The organism is Methylobacterium sp. J-043 (assembly GCF_022829505.1).
In the GTDB taxonomy this organism is placed as follows: Bacteria; Pseudomonadota; Alphaproteobacteria; order Rhizobiales; family Beijerinckiaceae; genus Methylobacterium; species Methylobacterium extorquens_A.
Genome location: NZ_JAKSYB010000044.1, coordinates 1 through 17,861, shown reverse-complemented (window position 1 = coordinate 17,861; position 17,861 = coordinate 1). Strand labels below are relative to the sequence as shown.

The following is a 17,861-nucleotide window of genomic DNA, read 5'->3' as shown; positions in this document are numbered from 1 at the left end:
GGAGAACGATCCGATGCGCTCAGTGGCCGGCTGCGTCCTCTTCCCCCTGTTAGGTCTCATGCTCACAGCCGGGGCGGCCCCTGCGCAGTCCCCGCCGGATGCAGGCGGAGCCCGGCCGCTGGTCATTCCCCAGATCGAGGGCGAGCGCCAGGGCAAGGTTCTGGGCCGGGCGCTCGCCTGCGGCGCGGAGCGTGAGCGGGTCGATCGGGTGCTGAGATCCGGCCGCGAGCGCATGATGGCGGCGGTCGGCCGGGCGCTCACGGAGGAGCGCTACGTGCTCGCGCTCGACGACGCGATGCGCCTGGAGACGAGCCTGCCGGCGCCCTCTCCGAGTGCATGCGAGAAGGCGCTGGCCGGGCTCGAACGCCTGGAGAAGGCGCCGTAGACGCCCAGACGATCAGGAAAAGCGGCCGCCCTTCTGGATCACCTCGATCTTGTAGCCGTCCGGGTCGGTGGCGAAGAAGAAGGTCGCGAGGGCGGTCTCGCCGTGCTTGAGCGTTTTGACGGGGGTAGCCGGAAGCCCCTCGCGCTCGAAGCGGGCGTGCTCGGCCTCGGCATCCTCCACCACGAAGGCGAGATGGCCGTAGCCGTCGCCGAGATCGTAGGGTGTGGCGCGGTCCTTGTTGACCGTCAGTTCGAGTTCGAATGGCGAGGACGGGTCGCGCAGGTAGAGCAGCGTGAAGTCCGGAAAGTCGAACCGGTCGGCCGGCTCCAGGCCGAAGGCGCGGGCATAGTAGTCGCGCGAACGCGCCTCGTCGCGGACGCGGATCATGGTGTGGACGGGCTTGGCCATCGGCTCTCTCTCCCGGTTGCGGATGATGTGCGGACGAGCGCCCATCTGGCGCGGCCCGGCCGGGCGGGAAGGGCTTTTGCCGTTTACCCTTCGTCAACCCTACCGGGCGCTTGCTGCCGGCAATGATGCGCACCGCGTCCCTCGACTCCGTCGATCCCGAAGCCCTGCTGCCGCCGGGCGACGCCGCCCTGCGCGCGGCGATGCGGGGCTGGCGCGAGGCGCTGGCGCGGGAGCGGCGCATGGCCGCCAACACGGTCGAGGCCTATGAGCGCGACCTGCGCCAATTCCTGATCCATCGCGCCGCCCGCGCCGGCACGCCCACCATCGCCGGGCTGATCGCCCTGAAACCCCGCGACCTGCGCGCCTTCATGGCTGCGCGCCGGGCCGAGGGGATCGGCGGGCGCTCCCTGATGCGGATGCTGGCGGGGCTGCGTTCCTTCGCCCGCTTCCTCGAACGGGAGGGGCATGGCAGCGTCGCGGCGCTCGGCGCGGTGCGCTCGCCCAAGGTCGAGCGGCGCCTGCCGCGCCCGCTCCCCATTTCCGCCGCGCTGGCGATGACCGCGCCCGAGACCCGCCCCGACGACGACCGTGCCCCGTGGGTGCTCGCCCGCGACGCGGCGGTGATCGCCCTCCTCTACGGCTCGGGCCTGCGCATCTCGGAGGCTTTGGGGCTCACCGCCCGCGACGCGCCGATGCCGGGCATCGACGAGGTGCGGGTGACGGGCAAGGGCGGCAAGGTCCGCGCCGTGCCGGTGCTGCCGGCGGTCGCCGAGGCGGTGGCCGCCTACTTGTCGCTCTGCCCACACCCCCTCGACCCGCAGGGGCCCCTCTTCGTCGGCGTGAAGGGCGGGCCGCTCTCGCCGCGGGTGGTCCAGTACGCGGTTTCCGCGCTCCGCGGGGCGCTCGGCCTGCCCGAGAGCGCGACGCCGCACGCCCTGCGACATTCCTTCGCGACGCATCTGCTCGCCCGCCGGGGCGAGCTGCGGGCGATCCAGGAATTGCTCGGCCACGCCTCGCTCTCGACCACGCAGATCTACACCAAGGTCGATGCCGCCCGCCTGATGAGCGCCTTCGAGGACGCCCATCCCCGCGCCCGGCGGCTGCCGCCCTCGGAACCGGCGTCCGTGCGGTCCGAAACCGTTGATGCAGAGCAAAGCCCGAGCGACCGGTCCGGCTATTCTGTCCGGCAGGATAGGCCGGTGGAGCGCAGAAATGCGTGAGTTTGCTCTCTTCACCTTGGTCTTGCCGCGATTGAGTGGCGGATTGTCATCAACCAGGCGGCCGAAAGCCGCCGTTTCAGCAGCCCCAAGGAGTGTCCGATGCGCGTGAGCGGAATCTGTCTCGCGATCCTGCCGGTCCTCGCCGTCCTGGCCGTCACGGCCACGGTGAAGACGCTCCTCCTCCCCGTCACCGCCGTGCGCCTGCTCGCTCGCGGCCGTGCCGCACGGGCCTGACCGGGCTCGGACGACCCGTTCAGGAGAAGCGCTCGACGAGCCCGTACGGCCTTTCGAGCGCTGTTCCCCGAAAGAATCCCGTCACGCCCAGCGCCAGCCGCCGGGTTCGATGACGAGGATGCTGCCCTGGCGGATGCCGAGCCGCGGGGCGGCGTAGATGTCGAGATGCCCGGCGATGACCAGCAGCGCCCGGGCGACGCCGCCATGGGCGACCATCACGGTCGGGCGGCGTAGCTCCGCCACCACTTCCTCCACCCGCGCCTCGACCATCGCGTAGCTCTCCGCCCCCTCCCCGCGCGGCTGGTAGCCCCAGCGGTCACGGTCGCGCGCGGCGGCGCCTGAGGGATCGCGCCGCCGGATCTCGGCCCAGGTCCGGCCCTCCCAGGCGCCGAAGCCGATCTCCCGCAGCCGCACATCGGCCCGGTAGCCTCCCGAGGGCAGGCCGATGCCGGTGCGCAGGATCTCCATCGTCCGGCGGGTGCGGGTGAGCGGGCTCGCGACGTAGTCGGCCGTGGGCAGTTCCGCTCCGGCGACCCGGCGCAAGCGCTTGGCGGCCTCCGCCGCGTGGGCGAGCCCGGTGGCGTTGAGATCGGTGTCGCGGTGGCCCTGAAGGCGCCCCTCCGCGTTCCAGTCGGTCTGGCCGTGGCGGACGAACCAGATCGTCGGCACCCCGCTCATGCGGCGGCTCCGGCGCGACCGGCGCATCCCTTCGAGCACCCCGCCTTCGAACACCCCGCCTTTGAAGACCCCGACGCGCCGGATCGGGAACGGCGAAGGCGGCGCATCTGTTGGGGCTCCAAGCTTATCCCTTCCTTGCGGGTCCGCGACGGCGGTCGCGCAATCGGCTCGTGAGCAGGTAATCTTCGGCATGGCGCGCAAGAACGGCAAGGACGGCAAGGGCGCCGGGAGTGAAAAAAGCGCCGGGCGCGACAAAGCGGCGGAAACACAACCGCAGGCGGCGTGGCCCGACCATCCGCCGTCCTTCGCCGGCTGGGCCCGTTCGGCGATCGCGGGCACGGGCACCGCGCCGAGCCTGTCCCCGCATCTTCACCCGGTCCTGCCGCCGGCCGCGCCCGGCATCGTCACGGTCGAACCCGGCCGGAGCGTCAACCTCGCCGCGATCGATCCCGACGCCACCGGCGGTCTCGAGAAGGCGGCGGCCAAGGCCGAACTCGACGCGCAGCGCACGCGCATCAAGGGCTTGCAGGAAAAGCTCTACGCCGAACGCCGCCGGTCCCTGCTCGTAGTGTTCCAGGCGATCGATACCGGCGGCAAGGACGGCACCATCCGCAACGTGTTGGAGGGGGTGAACCCGCAGGGCTGCCGGGTCTGGTCGTTCAAGGTGCCGAGCGCGGAGGAACTCGATCAGGATTTCCTCTGGCGCTACCACCTGCGCACGCCCGGCCGCGGCCTGATCGGCGTGTTCAACCGCAGCCATTACGAGGACGTGCTCGTGGTGCGGGTGAAGAACCTCGTGCCGGAGGAGACCTGGCGCGAGCGCTACGGGATCATCAACGATTTCGAACGGCTGCTCACGGTCTCGGGCACGGTGATCCTCAAGTTCTTCCTGCACATCTCCAAGGACGAGCAGAAGGAGCGCCTGGAGGCGCGCCTCGCCGACCCGGAGAAGCACTGGAAGTTCGACCCCGCCGACCTCGTGGAGCGCAAGAGCTGGGACGCCTACCAGACCGCCTTCAACGACGCGCTCGCCCGCTGCTCGACACCTTACGCCCCCTGGCACGTGGTGCCGGCCAACCGCAAATGGGCCCGCAACGTCATGGTCGCCCGCACCATCGCCGACACGCTGGAAGCGATGGACCCGCGTTTTCCCGAGCCGCGCAAGGGGTTGGACGGCATCAAGGTGCCGGACTGAGGATTTTCCTCAGTGCCGGTGCCGGGTTCCTCTCTCGCATCACTGCACGAATGGTTCGCGTGCGCCGCGGTTGACGGCCTTGGGGCTCGCCTGGTTCGAGAGGTCGTGGGGATTGTTCGGGCGAGGATGAGCGAGAACATGCGGGTCGCGCTACAGGCCGTGCTGACCGGGCGCGTCGCGCCGCTGGGGGAGAAGGGCGCGGCGAGCGCCATCGCCAAGATGCCTGTGGAGGGGCCGGTCGCCCTGGGGCCGCTCGGTCTCGCGGGCGACGAGCAGGCCGACCGGCGTGTCCATGGCGGCCCGGAAAAGGCCGTGCACCACTACGCCCTCGACCATGCCGGCGCATGGCGCGCGGAGTTGCCCGGCCTGCCTGATCTGCTGGAGCGGCCCGGTGCCTTCGGCGAGAATGTTTCGACCCATGGCCTGACCGAGGCCGAGATCTGCGTCGGCGATCTGTGGCGGGTGGGGAGCGCCCTGCTTCAGGTCTCGCAGGCGCGCCAGCCCTGCTTCAAGCTGAACCTGCGCTTTTCCGTGCCGGATATGGCCCGGCGGGTGCAGGCGAGCGGACGTACCGGCTGGTACTATCGGGTGATCGAGACGGGCGTCGTGGCGGCTGACGACGTGCTCGAACTCGTCGAGCGCACGCATCCGGACTGGCCGCTGTCGCGGCTCCTGCACCACTTCTACGTGGACCGCCTCGACGCGGCGGCCTTGCGGGCAATCGCCGGTCTCGCGCCCCTCACCGAATCCTGGCGGGCGCTCGCCGCCCGCCGCCTCGCGAGCGGCGCCGTGGAGGATTGGCGTCGACGGCTCGGGGAAGAGGGGTGAACTCTATTCCCGCTCGCGGGTGATGTCCGGCGCGTCCGGGTTCTTCATGCCGACGACGTGGTAGCCGGCATCGACGTGGAGGATCTCGCCGGTCATGCCGCGGGACATGTCGGAGAACAGGTAGGCCGCCGTCTCGCCGACTTCCTCGATGGTCACGGTCCGACGCATCGGCGCGTTGTACTCGTTCCACTTGAGGATGTAGCGGAAGTCGCCGATGCCGGAGGCCGCCAGCGTCTTGATCGGGCCGGCGGAGATCGCGTTGACGCGGATCTGCTTCGGCCCGAGATCGGCGGCGAGGTAGCGCACGGAGGCTTCCAGCGCGGCCTTGGCGACACCCATCACGTTGTAGTGGGGCATCCACTTCTCGGCGCCGTAATAGGTCAGGGTCAGCATCGACCCGCCGTTGCGCATGATCTTTTCCGCGCGCTGCGCCACCGCCGTGAACGAGTAGCACGAGATCAGCAGCGACTTGGTGAAGTTCGCCTCCGAGGTCTCGAGATAGCGCCCCGTCAGCTCGTCCTTGTCGGAGAAGGCGATGCAGTGGACGACGAAATCGATCCCGTCCGGGAACACCTCGGCGGTCGCGGCGAAGGCGGAATCGATCGAGGCCGGATCGGTGACGTCGCAATGGCCGACCACATGCGCGTTCAACTCGCGCGCCAGCGGCTCGACGCGCTTCTTCAGCGCCTCGCCCTGGTAGGTGAAGGCCAATTCCGCCCCGTGCGCGGCGGCGCTGCGGGCGATACCCCAGGCGATCGAGCGGTTGTTGGCCACGCCCAATACCAGCCCGCGCTTGCCCGCGAGCAGCCCGCCCGGCTTCTGTTCCGACATGCGTCACCTTCGCTTCGGCCGCGCGGGCGCCTCTTGAGGGGCAGCCCTGCGCCGGGGGCTTCCTTAGCCGAGGGTGGCCGGAGGGGGAAGCCTCAAGGCGCACGGGATCGCCTCAGGTCGATCCCGGTGTTCCCGTTCGGGCCTCGATCGCCAACAGCCCAGCGGCGGAATATGCGAGCCCTCGCTCCGCTCGACGCCTCGGCAGAAACCGAGGCCCGCCCTGTGGCACGACGCGCCTTACGCCGTTCCGGCCTTGGCCTCGCGGCGGCGGCGGGCATACTCGGTCAGGGCCGCGTCGTCCGTGGCCGGCAGAGCGATGGCGGTGGTGGCGAACAGGTCGCCGCGGGTGCCGTCCTTCTTCGGAAGGCCCTTTCCGCGCAGGCGAAAGGTGCGGCCGGAACTCGTCATCGCCGGCACCTTCATTTCGACCGCGCCGGTCAGGGTCGGCACGCGCAGGGCGCCGCCGAGCACCGCATCCTCCAGCGGCAGATCGACGGTGGCGCGCAGATCCGCGCCCTCCACCTTGAACACCGGGTGGGGTTGGATGCGGATAGTCAGCAGCGCGTCGCCGGGCTCGCCGCGGGGACCGCCCGCGCCGCCGAGGCCGCGCAAGCGAATGGTCTGTCCATCGACGACGCCCTTGGGAATCATCACGTCGACGTCGCGCCCGCCCGGCAGGCCGATGCGCATCTTCTCCTCGCCCGCGACCTGTTCGAGCGTCACGCTGAGTTCGGCCGCGACATCTTCGCCGCGGATCGGCCCCCCGCGCCCGCCCGGCCCGGCACCGCCCGCGCGGAACGCCTCACCGAAGATGTGGCTGATGAAGTCTTCCCCGACGCCGCCCGGCCCGGCCCCGCCGGCCCCGCCGCGTCGCTGGGTGAAGCCTTCGAAGTCGAAGCCGCCTCCGCCGCCGCCCCGCCCGCCGCCGAACCCGGAAAAGCCCTCGAAACCGGTCGCGCGCGGCTTGCCCTCGGCGTCGATCTCGCCGCGGTCGAACTGGCCGCGCTTCTCCTTGTCGCCGAGGATCTCATAGGCGGTGTTCGCCTCCGAGAAGCGCTCCTTGGCCTTCGGGTCCTTGTTGCTGTCGGGGTGGTACGCCTTGGCGAGCTTGCGGAAGGCCTTCTTGATTTCGGCCTCGCCCGCGCCCTTGGGGACACCCAGAACGTCGTAGGGGTTTCGCATCGGCATTCTTTTGAGGGGGTCGCAACCGGATAGGGATACGGCCTCTGCCGCACGTCTTCAACGTGGGAAGGGCGTTGCCGCTCTGCAACAGCCCCCGAGGCCCCGTTCACCGGTCCGCGATCACTTTATCGTCCGGCTCTGCGCGAAAGCCTCAGGAGCGGGCATGGGGGTTGGAGGTGCGCACCCGCTTCAGCTCCCACTCGCCGCCGGACGGCTTGCAGCCGGTGCCGCGCACGAAGCGGTTGTTGGCGCCGCCCACCACCGTCGCGAGGAAGTCGCGGCAGATCTCGTCGCCGGCGACATAGGGCAGGCCGGTCGGGTTGATGCTGCCGCGCATGGCGGTCTCCGGGTTGTCCCACTTCACCGGGCGGCCGTTGCCCTGCGGATCGAGGGCGACGGAGAGCGCGGCGTGGGCGCGGCGCCAATCCTCGCCGTCGAGGTCGCGCCCGAAGCTCGCGGGCCGCTTCGGAATGCTGCCGGTGACGAGCGGTTCGGGCGCGGCCGGCGCCTCCTCCGCCTTGAAGGACAGGATCGGCCCGCTGCACGCGCCGCAGGAGAGGGCGGCAAGGCCGAGGGTCAGCAGACCCGCGATCCGGGCGCCGAAACCGCATCGTGTCGCATATCCACGGGTCGAACCGGCCCTCCCTTCGGGGGAGAGCGCTGGGGCGAGGCCTTTACACGGACGCAGACGCATTACACCTGAACTCGAGACAGACGGGGGTCCGACGGCGTTGCTGCCCGACGTCGGTGCCCCCCGACCCGGCTGCCACAGGGAAGAAAATGGCCATCGATCGGTTAAGAGAGGGTGATGCGAACGCGCCTTCGGTCCATCCGGAGGACTTCACCTTGTCGTGCGACCCCTGGGCGCTGTTCGCCGCGTGGATGGCGGAGGCGGAGGCCTCGGAGCCCGTCGACGCCAACGCGATGGCGCTCGCCACCGCCGACGCGGATGGCCTGCCCGACGTGCGGGTGGTGCTGTTGAAGGGCTTCGATCCGCGCGGGCTCGTCTTCTACACCAACGCCGAGTCGGCCAAGGGCGGGCAGCTTCGCGCCAACCCGCAGGCGGCGACGGTGCTGTACTGGAAGTCTCTCGGCCGGCAGATCCGCACCCGCGGCCCCGTCTCCCCCGTGACCCGCGAGGAGGCCGACGCCTATTTCGCGAGCCGCCACCGCGACAGCCGCATCGGCGCCATCGCCAGCCAGCAGTCGCGTCCGCTCACCGATCGCCCGACCCTGATGGCCGAGGTCGCCGCCCTGTCGGAGAAGTACGAGAACGGCCCGGTGCCGCGCCCCGAGCACTGGCTCGGCTTCCGCATCGCCCCGGTGCAGTTGGAGTTCTGGCAGAACGGCGCCTTCCGCCTGCACGACCGGGTGCGCTTCACCCGCGACGGCGACGGCTGGGCCCGCGCGCGGCTCTATCCCTGATTTTGACGCCCTGATCGCGGACGATCAGGGCCGCTCAGGGCATCACCGAGCGGATCGCCGCGACGAGGCTCTCTTCGGTGTAGGGCTTGCGGATGAACAAGCCGTCGGTCGGCACGTCGCCGGGCGCGGGCCGCACCTTGCCGGAGGTGATGACGATGCCGATGCGCGGCCAGCGCCGGTCGATGCAGGCGGCGAGCTTGATCCCGTCGATGCCGAGCGGCATGTCGATGTCGGTCACGACGACGCAAACCGCTCCGCCCGCGTCCTGCTCTTGGTCGAGAATGCGGATCGCCTCGTTGCCGTTGGTGGCCTCGCGCACGGTGAAGCCGGCCTCCACGATCAGCTCGACCGCAGCGTGCCGGATCACGGCATCGTCCTCCACGACAAGGACGGTCGGCCTCGCGTCCGTCTCGCTCACACCCGTTGCATCCCTCGTCCGAGCACGCGTCTGATCCGCCGGCACGATCTCTCGAATCCGCGACCCCGCTCCGGGGTTGCATGAAGGCCGACGCAGGACAAGCGCGGAAGACGCGTGGGGGCCCATGGCACCGGCCGTTCCGGGGGCGCGGGCCGGGGGCTGCCGCGTGAAGCGCCCCGCCGGGCCCCGAGGCGCTGCGTCTCCGGCGCCTTTCGCAATGCAGCGCGGCCCTGGATTTCCGGCGGGGAGCGGCTTATCCCTTGGTAAAGACCCAGCCCCTCCCGCTCACCGCGGTGCGCGGGGCGGGCAGCGAGGAACCGGCTTTGGCCTCATCCAACGATCGTCGACGGGTGCTGCTGCTCACCGGCGCCAGCCGGGGCATCGGGCACGCCACCGTCAAACGCTTCTCCGCCGCGGGCTGGCGGGTCATCACCTGTTCGCGCCACCCCTTCCCCGAGAACTGCCCCTGGGAGATGGGACCGGAGGATCACCTCCAGGTCGATCTCGCCAACGCGGCGGACACGGTGCGCGGCGTGCGCGAGGTCGCCGAGCGGCTCGCCGCCGAGGGCGGCCTGCTGCACGCGCTCGTCAACAATGCCGGCATCTCGCCGAAGGGCCCGGAGGGCGAGCGGCTCGGCGCGCTCACCACGGAATACGAGGATTGGGCCCGCGTCTTCCAAGTGAACTTCTTCGCACCGATCCTGCTGGCGCGGGGGCTGTGCGACGAGTTGACCCGCGCGCGCGGCTCGATCGTCAACGTCACCTCGATCGCCGGCTCGCGGGTCCACCCCTTCGCGGGTGCCGCCTACGGCACTTCGAAGGCGGCGCTCGCCGGTCTCACCCGCGAGATGGCCGCGGATTTCGGGCCGCTCGGTGTGCGCGTCAACGCGATCTCGCCCGGTGAGATCGACACCTCGATCCTCTCGCCCGGCACCGACAAGCTGGTGGAGCAGATCCCGCAGCGCCGGCTCGGCACCCCGGACGAGGTCGCCAAGGCGATCTACTTTCTCTGCATCGAGGCCTCCTCCTACGTGAACGGCGCCGAACTTCACATCAACGGCGGACAGCATGTCTGACCGCCGGGCGGTTCTTGCCGCCCTGCTGTCGCTGGCCGCCTTCCCCGCCCTCGCGGCGGGGGATGGGCCGCCCGTCGAGCCGGTCGCGCTGCCGTTTGCCGTCAAGGCGATGCGCGGCCCCGGTAGCGACGTGGCCCTCTCGGTGGCGACCTCCGGATTGCTGCCGGTCGCCCGTGCGCCGGCCAGCGCCGACCCGAAGGCGACGGGCAGCACCGCTCCGCAATCCGTCGTCGTGGTCTGGGGCGAGGGCGGCGGTGCCGTGCTGAGTCTCGAAGGCGATCGCTTGCGCACCACGCTGATCGGTGCCGAGGCGATTGAAGGGTTCGCCGCCGCCGAGACGCCGCGCGGGGCCGTGCCGGGCTCGCGCCGTGCCCTCGACGGGCCGCTCAGCGCCTATCTCACCGGCCCGACCCGCGCGCTCGGCGGCGCGCCGGGCCAGGGGAGCGTGCTGACCTTGCGCGAGCGCCAGCCCCTCGGCGTCACCGCCGAGCCGAAGGCCGTACCGGTGACGACCCAGACCCTCGCGCCGGGGGACGACCGGGTGTTTGCCGGCCGCACGCCTCACATCACCCGTCTCGACGGCCGCCCGGCGGTGGCCGCCGTGACCGCGCAGGGACCGGCCGTCTCCGGTCTCGCCGTCGCGGCGAAGGGGGCGGACGGCGTCTGGACGCTCCGGGCGCAGACGCCGCCGCAAGCGGGCCAGGGGCCCGAGGGCGCGCCGCTGGCGCTCGCCGCCGTCAGTGACTTCACCGGCACCGGCCAGCCGCAGATCGCCGCGATCCGCGCGCCCGACGGCGAGGGCGTGCTCCAGCTCTGGCGCATCGCCGACGGAACCTTGAACCTTGCGGGCGAAGCGCCGGGCTATGCCGGCCCGGGGGCGGGCGAGGCGGCGGATCTCGCCGCTCTCGTTCCCCGCGGCGGTGGCGCTCCACCCGACCTCGCCCTGCCGGTGGCGGGCCGCGGGGCCCTGGCCGTGGTGTCGTGGAAGGGCGGCACTCCCGTCGAGCGGACGCGCGTCCCTCTGCCCGCCCCGGCCGCCCACGGCGTCGCCGTGCTCGACGCGGGCGGAACCGCCAAAACAATCCTCGTTGGGCTCGCCGACGGGCGCCTCGTTGCGGTTTCCGCGCCGTGAGCGACCCGGGACAGGAGGACGGGCGGCTGTTTCCGGCGCGCCCGCTGATCGGGGTTTCGGTCGCGGTGATCCGCGACGGTCGCGTGCTGCTCGCCGCCCGCGCCAACGAGCCGATGCGCGGCGTCTGGACTCTGCCCGGCGGCCTCGTGGAGGCGGGTGAATCCCTCGCGGCGGGGGCGTTACGCGAATTGCAGGAAGAAGTCGGATCGCTTGCCGAGGTGGTCGGCCCGAGCCTGACGCCGACCGAGATCATCCTGCGGGACGAGACCGAGCGTGTCCGCCATCATTACGTGATCCATCCCCACGCCGCCCTCTGGCGCGGCGTCGAGCCGGTGCCCGGTCCGGAGGCGCTTGCCGTGCGCTGGGTCTGTCTCGACGAGGTCGCGGGCCTGGCCACCACGCCGGGGCTGATCGAGACCCTGCGCGAGGCGTTCTCCCGCATCCGAACGGCGGCAGAAGGCTTGGTATGAGAACGGGACTGGCCCGCCTGATCTTTGCCGCCCTGCTCGCTTCGACTCCGGCGGCGGAGGCGTTCGCGCAGCAGCGCTCCGGCACGGCCCGATCCGCGCCGAAGCCGCCGGAGAAGGAGAAGGAACCGCCGCCCCCGGCCGAGCCGCCGCCCGCGCCCTATGACCGCGACCTGATGCGGCTGTCCGAGATCGTTGGGGCGCTCGCCTTCCTGCGCACGCTGTGCGCTGCGCCGGACGCCGCCGAATGGCCGGCGCGGATGAAGGCGATCCTCGACAGCGAGGGGATCACGCAGAGCCGCCGCGACCGCCTCGCCGGCGCTTACAATCGCGGTTTCCGCGGCTACAGCCTGACCTACCGGGTCTGTACCCCCGCCGCGAACGAAGCCGCCCGTCGCTACGTCGCCGAGGGCGAGCGGCTTTCGCACGCCATCGCCGGGCGGTTCGGCGGTTAATATCGTATCCGGCTCGATCGCATCGGATCGGCGTCTTCCGAGCCTCGTCAATCGCCCGAAAGCCGGTGGCTACTTTTCGGGGCGATGCGCTAGCTCCCTGGTTTAACACGCATTCTCCTGCTGGGCCGATTTCCGTTTCAACAGAATCCTCGCCGGATTCGGCCGTGCAATCGCGTTTGTGGCGGCTTCGCCACACTCCGGAGGCCTTGCGAAATTCCTTCGCAATTGCGCCTCCGCGTTAACCTCTTCGCAATTCCCTGCTTCCCGGCCCGTGAAGGCTGCCGTATCGTGACGATGTCTTGCCGGCACTGTTCCGGCCGAGAAACGAAGCCGCCCGCCATGATCCACGATGCCGATACCGCAACCTTCGATGCCGACGCGGAGAGCAAGCGCCTCGCGCTCGGCCTCGTGACGGAAGCTTTCGCGGAGGGCTGCCTCGACGGGATCGACGGCGACTGCATGGCCCAGGCGGCCCTGTTCGCGGCGTTCCAGGAGTTGGTCGCCACCTACGGCGAGGACGCCACCGCCCGCTACGCGGAGACCCTGCCCGAGCGCATCCGCGGCGGCGGGTTCACCACGACGCTGCAGCACTGAGGGCTACCCGCGGACCGGCACGGACGGACAATTCCGAGATCAAGCGCGTTCGCGGCTGTGGCTCGGCAACGATGAAGTGGGGTGCCGGCTCGCCGCTACCCTGGGCGGCGAAGCAGTCCCTTCCCTCGATAGGACCTTGGAGGCTTCAGCCGTAATCGGCGTCGAGCACGGGCGCGTCGGGAGCTTGGCGGTCGAGGCTCTCCCGGTACTGCAGGCAGCCCCGCATGAATCTCGGCTAGGGCGGCACTGCGATGTCCGGCGCAGCTGGCTCCGGCAGCAGACCCCACAGCTTCGGATGGTGCCAACAGAGATCGTGGCCGGTGGCGTCGCGGTGCTCGCGGATGCCGGCGCGCAGACGGCGGACCTCTTCCACGAGCTGTTCGCGCGTCAGACCGTCGAGATCCTCGTCCATGCTGACCCCTTCCGAAGCCTGCCCTACCCCGCCGGCAGCGCCTCTTCGAACACCACCGCCTCGCCCCGCGACGGGTTGGCCAGCTCGCCCTGCCACATCACCGGCGTGCCTCGCACGATGGTGCCCACCGGCCAGCCGGTGACGGTGAGCCCATCATAGGGCGTCCAGCCGCATTTCGAGGCGATCCACTCGTTGCGGATCGTCTCGCGGCGCTTGAGGTCCACCACCGTCACGTCGGCATCGTAGCCCACGGCGAGCCGCCCCTTGCGGGCGATGCCGAACAGGCGCTTGGGGCCGGCACTGGTCAGATCGACGAGCCGGGCGAGCGAGAGCCGGCCGGCATTCACATGGTCGAGCATGATCGGCACCAGCGTCTGCACGCCGGTCATGCCCGAGGGGGAATCGGGATAGGGCTTGGCTTTCTCCTCGAGCGTGTGCGGCGCGTGGTCGGAGCCGAGCACGTCGACGATCCCCTGGCTCAGACCGCGCCAGATCCCGTCGCGGTGCCCGGCGTCGCGCACCGGCGGGTTCATCTGCACCAGCGTCCCAAGCCGGGCGTAAGCTTCCGTCCCGTCGATCGTGAGGTGGTGCGGCGTTACCTCGACGCTGGCCACATCCTTGGCCTCCGCCAGGATCGGCATCTCGTCCGCGGTCGAGATGTGAAGGATGTGGATGCGGGCCCCCGTCTCCCGCGCCAATGCGATCAGCCGCTGCGTGGCCTTCACCGCGACTTCCGGCGAGCGCCAGACCGGGTGCGAGGCGGGATCGCCCGGCACGCGAAGCCCCTTGCGGTCCCGCAGCATCGGCTCGTCCTCGGAATGGAAGGCGGCGCGGCGGCGGATGCGTTTCAGGATCTCGCGCACGCCGGCATCGTCCTCGACCAGCAGCGAGCCGGTGGAGGAGCCGATGAACACCTTGATCCCGGCCGCACCCGGCAGCCGCTCCAGCGCCGCCACCTCGCCCGCATTCTCGTGGGTGCCGCCGACCCAGAAGGCGAAGTCGCAATGCATCCGGTGATGGGCGCGGGCCACCTTGTCGGCAAGCGCCTCGGCGCTCGTGGTCTGCGGGTTGGTGTTGGGCATCTCGAACACCGCCGTGACGCCGCCCATCACCGCCGCGCGCGAGCCCGTTTCCAGGTCTTCCTTGTGGTCGAGGCCGGGCTCGCGGAAATGCACCTGGCTGTCGATCACGCCGGGTAGAAGGTGCAGGCCGCGGCAATCGCGCCGCTCAACCGCCGACGCGCCCGAGAGGTCGCCGATGGCCGCCACCCGTCCGCCGCGGATGCCGAGATCGGCCCGATGCTCGCCATCGTGGTTCACCAGCGTGCCGCCGGACAGGATGAGGTCCAAGGAGGCTTCCATCGGCGCGTCCATCGGTGCTTCCATCGGGCTCTCCCGGTTCGTTCGTCGCGATTGAGACGCGGATAGCGGCGGCTTATGTCAGGCGTCCCACGCGTGCAACGCCGCCATCCTGATCCGAGGAGATGCCATGCCGATCGCCCTGCTGCCGGACCGTGCCGTCGTTGCCGTGTCCGGCCCGGACGCGCTCCCCTTCCTGCAAGGCATCCTCACCTGCAACGTCGAGACGCTGCCGGAGGGCGAGGCGCGGCTCGGCGCGCTGCTGACGCCCCAGGGCAAGATCCAGTTCGATTTTTTGGTGTCCCGCACACGCGATGGCTTCCGGCTCGATGCGGCGGCCGAGCGCGTGCCCGACCTCGTCAAGCGCCTCGGGCTCTACCGTCTGCGCGCCAAGGTGAGCGTGGCCGCCGAGCCCACGCTCGGCGTGGCGGCGGCCTGGGATGGGGCGGAGACCGCGGCCGAAACGGTGCGGGTGCGCGACGGGCGCCTGCCCGCGCTGGGCGAGCGGCTGTATTTTGCCGAGGGCGCTTTCTCGGCGGATGCGACGGAGGCTGATTACCACGCCCACCGCATCGGCCTCGGCGTGCCCGAGGGCGGGCGCGACTTCGCCTTCAGCGATGCCTTTCCGCACGAGGCGCTGATGGACCAGCTCGGCGGCGTGGACTTCAAGAAGGGCTGCTATGTCGGGCAGGAAGTGGTCTCGCGGATGCAGCACCGCGGCACCGCCCGCACCCGCATCCTGCCCATCGTCTACCGCGACGGCCCGGCGCCGGAGCCCGGCACGGAGGTGACGGCCGGCGCGCGCAGCCTCGGCGTCACGGGCAGCGCGGCGGGCGAGCGGGGGCTCGCCACGATCCGCCTCGACCGCCTCGGCGACGCGCTCGCCGTCGGCGAGCCGGTGCGGGCGGGCGGCACGATCGCGGCCCTGGGCAAGCCCGATTTCGCCAGCTTCGCCTTCCCCACCGACACGGCCGTGGCCGGATGAGCGCGGATGCCTCCGGCCTCATCCTTCATCCCGACGGTTGCCCGCGCTGCTGGTGGCCGGGGACTGATCCGCTCTACGTCGCCTATCACGACACCGAGTGGGGTGTGCCGGAGTTCGATTCCCGCGCCCTCTACGAGAAGCTGATCCTCGACGGGTTCCAGGCGGGCCTGTCGTGGATCACTATTCTGCGCCGCCGCGAGGGCTTTCGCCGGGCCTTCGAAGGGTTCGAGCCGGAGCGGGTCGCCCGCTTCACGGACGCCGATGTCGAGCGGCTGATGGGCGACACCGGCATCATCCGCAACCGCGCCAAGATCCGTGGCGCGATCAACGGTGCGCGGGCGTGGCTCGCCATCGAGGAGGGCGGCCCCGGCTTCTCGCCCTTCCTCTGGGATTTCTGCGACGGCCGGCCGATCCAGACCAATGCGGCCACCCGCGCCGCGGTCGCCACCGAAACCGATGTGTCACGAAGCATGGGCAAGGCATTGAAAGCGAAGGGTTTCACCTTCTGCGGCCCCACCATCGTCCACGCCTTCATGCAGGCGGTCGGCATGGTCAACGACCATCTTACCGGTTGCCACCGCCACGCGCCCTGCGCCGCCCTGGGCGAGGGCCGCCATCCGTGAGTGCCCCGAAGAAACCGGTGCGGGCGTGGCAGCGGATGCTGTCGGGCCGGCGGCTCGACCTGCTCGACCCTTCGCCGCTCGATGTCGAGATCACCGATATCGCCCACGGTCTCGCTCGCGTCGCCCGCTGGAACGGGCAGACGGCGGGGCCGCACGTCTTCTCCGTGGCGCAGCACTCGCTGCTGGTGGAGGCGATCGGCGGCGCCCTCGATCCGCGGATCGGCGCGGGTGAGCGGCTCGAATTGCTGCTGCACGACGCGCCGGAATACGTCATCGGCGACATCATCTCGCCGCTGAAGAACGCCATCGGCGACGCCTATCGCAGCGTCGAGCGGCGCCTGCTCGCGGCGATCCGCCAGCGCTTCGGGCTCGCCGCGCCCTCCCCGGCGCTCTCGCGTTTGGTCAAGCGCGCCGACCGCATCGCCGCGGCGATCGAGGCGACCCGGCTGGCCGGCTTCTCGAGCGCGGAGGCCGACGCGATCTTCGGGCGCCCCCCGGTCCTGCCGGACGCGTGTCACGCCGAAATCGAACGACTGGTCGCCGGATGGCCGACGGCGGAGGCGGAGGCGTGCTATCTCGACCGCTTCGCGGCACTTCAGCGCGGAGCGTGAGACCCAGAAGAGAATGCCCGTCATCCACGTCTGCCCCCTCTCGCGCCTTCCGGAGACCGTCGCGGCCAGCGGCGCGAGCCATCTCGTGACCCTGGCCACGCTCGGCAGTGCGGTGGAGCGTCCGGCCGCGATCCGTCCGGAGCACCATCTGCGTGTGGGCTTCAGCGACATCGTCGCGCCGATGGAGGGCCATCTGCCGCCGGGTGAGGCGCATGTGCGCAGTGTCCTCGATTTCGTCGCCGCCTGGCCCCGCGAAAAGCCGATGGTGATCCACTGCTATGCCGGGATCAGCCGCTCCACCGCGGCGGCCTTCGCTACGGCCTGCGCCCTGCGGCCGGATCGGGACGAGGCCGATCTCGCGCAAGACCTGCGGCGTCTCGCGCCGAGCGCCACGCCGAACCGCCTGTTCGTGGAGATCGCCGACCGCCTGCTCGGGCGCGAGGGGCGGATGATCGCGGCCATTGCCGGGATCGGGCGCGGCGCCGAGGCCTTCGAGGGCACGCCGTTCCACCTCACCTTGACGTGACGGGCACGCCGCGCGGGGCGCAGATCGGTCGCACGCAATCGACCCGGGCTTGTGCGACCGCACGTCGCCCGTCATAACCCGCCCCAAAGGGAATCCGGGATGAACGATCTTAAACCCGAGGCATCTGCCGCGGCGGCGCCGGACGATCTGCCGTTCGAGCGGGCGCTGGAGCAGCTCGAGGAGATCGTGCGTCGGCTGGAGCGCGGCGACGTGCCCCTCGACGAGTCGGTGGCGATCTACGAGCGCGGCGAGGCGCTCAAGCGTCACTGCGAGACCCTGCTGAAGCGGGCCGAGGCCCGCATCCAGAAGATCGCCATCGGGCCGGATAGCCGGGCCGCCGGCACCGCGCCGCTCGACGTCGAGTAGGCGTCGCGGGTGCGGTTTCGATCACGACAAAACTCATCGCGCGCAAAGGTTTGCGCGCCGTTCCTTACTTCGGGCATGAGGCTGGTCCGGTGGCACTAGCGGACACGACGATCCTTGAGGGTCTTGAGACGCCGGATCGTCTCCGGCTTCTGCCGGAGAGCGAGCTTCGGCGGGTGGCCGACGCGGTGCGCGCCGAGATGAACGACGCCGTGTCGATCACCGGCGGCCATCTCGGCTCCGGGCTGGGCGTGGTCGATCTGACGGTGGCGCTCCACCACGTCTTCGACACCCCCGACGACCGCCTCTTCTGGGACGTCGGCCACCAGTGCTCCCCGCACAAGAACCTCACCGGCCGCCGCGACCGCATCCGCACGCTTCGCCAGGGCGGGGCCCGGTCGGGGTTCACCAAGCGTTCGGAGAGCGAGGAGGACCCCCTCGGCTCGGCGCAACTC

At 70.9% G+C, this 17,861-nt stretch carries 24 protein-coding genes and 1 pseudogene; 17 read left to right on the top strand and 8 right to left on the bottom strand.

Annotated elements, in window-relative coordinates:
* The first annotated feature begins 13 nt into the window (after positions 1 to 13).
* On the top strand, positions 14 to 385 hold the full coding sequence (locus MKK50_RS11350) for a hypothetical protein (RefSeq protein WP_499022308.1): 372 nt from the start codon (positions 14 to 16) through the stop codon (positions 383 to 385).
* A 12-nt stretch (positions 386 to 397) separates the two neighbouring features.
* Here the strand turns inward: MKK50_RS11350 and MKK50_RS11345 are convergent, their stop codons facing one another.
* On the bottom strand, positions 398 to 793 hold the full coding sequence (locus tag MKK50_RS11345; RefSeq protein WP_499022306.1) for a VOC family protein: 396 nt from the start codon (positions 791 to 793) through the stop codon (positions 398 to 400).
* Between the two features lie 122 nt (positions 794 to 915).
* Here MKK50_RS11345 and MKK50_RS11340 point away from each other — a divergent pair, with 122 nt between their 5' ends.
* Both MKK50_RS11340 and MKK50_RS11335 read left to right on the top strand, forming a co-directional pair.
* A complete protein-coding gene (locus tag MKK50_RS11340; protein WP_499022305.1) occupies positions 916 to 2,013 on the top strand; it encodes a tyrosine recombinase XerC in 1,098 nt (365 codons plus the stop codon).
* Positions 2,014 to 2,118: 105 nt separating this feature from the next.
* A complete protein-coding gene (locus MKK50_RS11335; RefSeq protein ID WP_499022345.1) occupies positions 2,119 to 2,247 on the top strand; it encodes a hypothetical protein in 129 nt (42 codons plus the stop codon).
* 81 nt (positions 2,248 to 2,328) lie between these two features.
* Here the strand turns inward: MKK50_RS11335 and MKK50_RS11330 are convergent, their stop codons facing one another.
* Positions 2,329 to 2,925, bottom strand: coding sequence for a histidine phosphatase family protein (locus tag MKK50_RS11330; RefSeq protein ID WP_499022303.1), 597 nt, complete (start codon positions 2,923 to 2,925; stop codon positions 2,329 to 2,331).
* Between the two features lie 190 nt (positions 2,926 to 3,115).
* Between MKK50_RS11330 and MKK50_RS11325 the strand changes: the two genes are divergently transcribed.
* A complete protein-coding gene (locus MKK50_RS11325; RefSeq protein WP_499022302.1) occupies positions 3,116 to 4,120 on the top strand; it encodes a polyphosphate kinase 2 family protein in 1,005 nt (334 codons plus the stop codon).
* 138 nt (positions 4,121 to 4,258) lie between these two features.
* Positions 4,259 to 4,948, top strand: a complete 690-nt coding sequence (locus MKK50_RS11320) for an MOSC domain-containing protein (RefSeq protein ID WP_499022343.1) — start codon at positions 4,259 to 4,261, stop codon at positions 4,946 to 4,948.
* Between the two features lie 3 nt (positions 4,949 to 4,951).
* On the opposite strand, the gene fabI is transcribed toward MKK50_RS11320, so the two are convergent.
* The 3 genes from fabI to MKK50_RS11305 form a co-directional block, all read right to left on the bottom strand.
* Positions 4,952 to 5,779 (bottom strand): enoyl-ACP reductase FabI, encoded by an 828-nt coding sequence (gene fabI, locus MKK50_RS11315; RefSeq protein ID WP_003605474.1) that lies wholly within the window; start codon positions 5,777 to 5,779, stop codon positions 4,952 to 4,954.
* 237 nt (positions 5,780 to 6,016) lie between these two features.
* The gene (locus tag MKK50_RS11310; protein WP_499022300.1) at positions 6,017 to 6,961 is read right to left on the bottom strand and encodes a DnaJ C-terminal domain-containing protein; all 945 of its coding nucleotides are present in this window, start codon (positions 6,959 to 6,961) and stop codon (positions 6,017 to 6,019) included.
* Positions 6,962 to 7,112: 151 nt separating this feature from the next.
* A complete protein-coding gene (locus MKK50_RS11305) occupies positions 7,113 to 7,655 on the bottom strand; it encodes an RT0821/Lpp0805 family surface protein (RefSeq protein WP_253369485.1) in 543 nt (180 codons plus the stop codon).
* Between the two features lie 86 nt (positions 7,656 to 7,741).
* Between MKK50_RS11305 and pdxH the strand changes: the two genes are divergently transcribed.
* Positions 7,742 to 8,386 (top strand): pyridoxamine 5'-phosphate oxidase, encoded by a 645-nt coding sequence (pdxH, locus tag MKK50_RS11300; RefSeq protein WP_499022298.1) that lies wholly within the window; start codon positions 7,742 to 7,744, stop codon positions 8,384 to 8,386.
* Positions 8,387 to 8,420: 34 nt separating this feature from the next.
* Here pdxH and MKK50_RS11295 read toward each other — a convergent pair whose 3' ends face one another.
* Positions 8,421 to 8,804 carry a response regulator gene (locus tag MKK50_RS11295; protein ID WP_253369481.1) on the bottom strand — a complete coding sequence of 128 codons (384 nt, stop codon included), beginning with the start codon at positions 8,802 to 8,804 and terminating at the stop codon, positions 8,421 to 8,423.
* A gap of 353 nt (positions 8,805 to 9,157) precedes the next feature.
* Between MKK50_RS11295 and MKK50_RS11290 the strand changes: the two genes are divergently transcribed.
* From MKK50_RS11290 to MKK50_RS11270, 5 genes are all read left to right on the top strand, one after another.
* Positions 9,158 to 9,880 carry an SDR family NAD(P)-dependent oxidoreductase gene (locus MKK50_RS11290; RefSeq protein ID WP_060772393.1) on the top strand — a complete coding sequence of 241 codons (723 nt, stop codon included), beginning with the start codon at positions 9,158 to 9,160 and terminating at the stop codon, positions 9,878 to 9,880.
* Positions 9,873 to 11,012 (top strand): hypothetical protein, encoded by a 1,140-nt coding sequence (locus tag MKK50_RS11285; protein WP_499022297.1) that lies wholly within the window; start codon positions 9,873 to 9,875, stop codon positions 11,010 to 11,012. The genes MKK50_RS11290 and MKK50_RS11285 overlap by 8 nt, the downstream gene beginning before the upstream one ends.
* Entirely contained in the window at positions 11,009 to 11,482 is a 474-nt protein-coding gene (locus MKK50_RS11280; protein ID WP_499022295.1) for an NUDIX hydrolase, read from the top strand. Before MKK50_RS11285 ends, MKK50_RS11280 begins: the two co-directional genes overlap by 4 nt.
* Positions 11,479 to 11,934, top strand: a complete 456-nt coding sequence (locus MKK50_RS11275) for a TIGR02301 family protein (protein ID WP_499022293.1) — start codon at positions 11,479 to 11,481, stop codon at positions 11,932 to 11,934. The genes MKK50_RS11280 and MKK50_RS11275 overlap by 4 nt, the downstream gene beginning before the upstream one ends.
* Before the next feature lie 339 nt (positions 11,935 to 12,273).
* Positions 12,274 to 12,528, top strand: a complete 255-nt coding sequence (locus tag MKK50_RS11270) for a hypothetical protein (protein WP_003604705.1) — start codon at positions 12,274 to 12,276, stop codon at positions 12,526 to 12,528.
* A 145-nt stretch (positions 12,529 to 12,673) separates the two neighbouring features.
* Here MKK50_RS11270 and MKK50_RS11265 read toward each other — a convergent pair.
* Together MKK50_RS11265 and MKK50_RS11260 are read right to left on the bottom strand one after the other, a co-directional pair.
* Positions 12,674 to 12,940 (bottom strand): annotated as a pseudogene (locus tag MKK50_RS11265) (hypothetical protein).
* A 23-nt stretch (positions 12,941 to 12,963) separates the two neighbouring features.
* Positions 12,964 to 14,301, bottom strand: coding sequence for a dihydroorotase (locus tag MKK50_RS11260; RefSeq protein ID WP_499022341.1), 1,338 nt, complete (start codon positions 14,299 to 14,301; stop codon positions 12,964 to 12,966).
* A 127-nt stretch (positions 14,302 to 14,428) separates the two neighbouring features.
* Between MKK50_RS11260 and ygfZ the strand changes: the two genes are divergently transcribed.
* From ygfZ to MKK50_RS11230, 6 genes are all read left to right on the top strand, one after another.
* Positions 14,429 to 15,283: a CAF17-like 4Fe-4S cluster assembly/insertion protein YgfZ gene (gene ygfZ / locus MKK50_RS11255; RefSeq protein WP_499022291.1), complete on the top strand. Its 855-nt coding sequence runs from the start codon at positions 14,429 to 14,431 to the stop codon at positions 15,281 to 15,283.
* On the top strand, positions 15,280 to 15,906 hold the full coding sequence (locus MKK50_RS11250) for a DNA-3-methyladenine glycosylase I (RefSeq protein ID WP_499022290.1): 627 nt from the start codon (positions 15,280 to 15,282) through the stop codon (positions 15,904 to 15,906). Before ygfZ ends, MKK50_RS11250 begins: the two co-directional genes overlap by 4 nt.
* Before the next feature lie 35 nt (positions 15,907 to 15,941).
* On the top strand, positions 15,942 to 16,517 hold the full coding sequence (locus MKK50_RS11245) for an HD domain-containing protein (protein ID WP_499022339.1): 576 nt from the start codon (positions 15,942 to 15,944) through the stop codon (positions 16,515 to 16,517).
* A gap of 13 nt (positions 16,518 to 16,530) precedes the next feature.
* Complete coding sequence (locus tag MKK50_RS11240; protein WP_499022288.1) at positions 16,531 to 17,043, top strand: tyrosine phosphatase family protein; 513 nt, start codon at positions 16,531 to 16,533, stop codon at positions 17,041 to 17,043.
* A gap of 99 nt (positions 17,044 to 17,142) precedes the next feature.
* Positions 17,143 to 17,409 carry an exodeoxyribonuclease VII small subunit gene (locus MKK50_RS11235; RefSeq protein WP_253369465.1) on the top strand — a complete coding sequence of 89 codons (267 nt, stop codon included), beginning with the start codon at positions 17,143 to 17,145 and terminating at the stop codon, positions 17,407 to 17,409.
* Between the two features lie 89 nt (positions 17,410 to 17,498).
* A partial coding sequence (locus tag MKK50_RS11230) for a 1-deoxy-D-xylulose-5-phosphate synthase N-terminal domain-containing protein (RefSeq protein ID WP_499022286.1) occupies positions 17,499 to 17,861 on the top strand: 363 nt, incomplete at its 3' end.

Bases quoted from the DNA above. Each gene is read 5' to 3' on its own strand.
- MKK50_RS11350 (WP_499022308.1), top strand. From the start codon at position 14: ATGCGCTCAGTGGCCGGCTGCGTCCTCTTCCCCCTGTTAGGTCTCATG.
- MKK50_RS11345 (WP_499022306.1), bottom strand. From the start codon at position 793: ATGGCCAAGCCCGTCCACACCATGATCCGCGTCCGCGACGAGGCGCGT.
- MKK50_RS11340 (WP_499022305.1), top strand. From the start codon at position 916: ATGATGCGCACCGCGTCCCTCGACTCCGTCGATCCCGAAGCCCTGCTG.
- MKK50_RS11330 (WP_499022303.1), bottom strand. From the start codon at position 2,925: ATGAGCGGGGTGCCGACGATCTGGTTCGTCCGCCACGGCCAGACCGAC.
- MKK50_RS11325 (WP_499022302.1), top strand. From the start codon at position 3,116: ATGGCGCGCAAGAACGGCAAGGACGGCAAGGGCGCCGGGAGTGAAAAA.
- MKK50_RS11320 (WP_499022343.1), top strand. From the start codon at position 4,259: ATGCGGGTCGCGCTACAGGCCGTGCTGACCGGGCGCGTCGCGCCGCTG.
- fabI (WP_003605474.1), bottom strand. From the start codon at position 5,779: ATGTCGGAACAGAAGCCGGGCGGGCTGCTCGCGGGCAAGCGCGGGCTG.
- MKK50_RS11310 (WP_499022300.1), bottom strand. From the start codon at position 6,961: ATGCGAAACCCCTACGACGTTCTGGGTGTCCCCAAGGGCGCGGGCGAG.
- MKK50_RS11305 (WP_253369485.1), bottom strand. From the start codon at position 7,655: ATGCGTCTGCGTCCGTGTAAAGGCCTCGCCCCAGCGCTCTCCCCCGAA.
- pdxH (WP_499022298.1), top strand. From the start codon at position 7,742: ATGGCCATCGATCGGTTAAGAGAGGGTGATGCGAACGCGCCTTCGGTC.
- MKK50_RS11285 (WP_499022297.1), top strand. From the start codon at position 9,873: ATGTCTGACCGCCGGGCGGTTCTTGCCGCCCTGCTGTCGCTGGCCGCC.
- MKK50_RS11275 (WP_499022293.1), top strand. From the start codon at position 11,479: ATGAGAACGGGACTGGCCCGCCTGATCTTTGCCGCCCTGCTCGCTTCG.
- MKK50_RS11270 (WP_003604705.1), top strand. From the start codon at position 12,274: ATGATCCACGATGCCGATACCGCAACCTTCGATGCCGACGCGGAGAGC.
- MKK50_RS11260 (WP_499022341.1), bottom strand. From the start codon at position 14,301: ATGGAAGCCTCCTTGGACCTCATCCTGTCCGGCGGCACGCTGGTGAAC.
- ygfZ (WP_499022291.1), top strand. From the start codon at position 14,429: ATGCCGATCGCCCTGCTGCCGGACCGTGCCGTCGTTGCCGTGTCCGGC.
- MKK50_RS11250 (WP_499022290.1), top strand. From the start codon at position 15,280: ATGAGCGCGGATGCCTCCGGCCTCATCCTTCATCCCGACGGTTGCCCG.
- MKK50_RS11245 (WP_499022339.1), top strand. From the start codon at position 15,942: ATGCTGTCGGGCCGGCGGCTCGACCTGCTCGACCCTTCGCCGCTCGAT.
- MKK50_RS11240 (WP_499022288.1), top strand. From the start codon at position 16,531: ATGCCCGTCATCCACGTCTGCCCCCTCTCGCGCCTTCCGGAGACCGTC.
- MKK50_RS11235 (WP_253369465.1), top strand. From the start codon at position 17,143: ATGAACGATCTTAAACCCGAGGCATCTGCCGCGGCGGCGCCGGACGAT.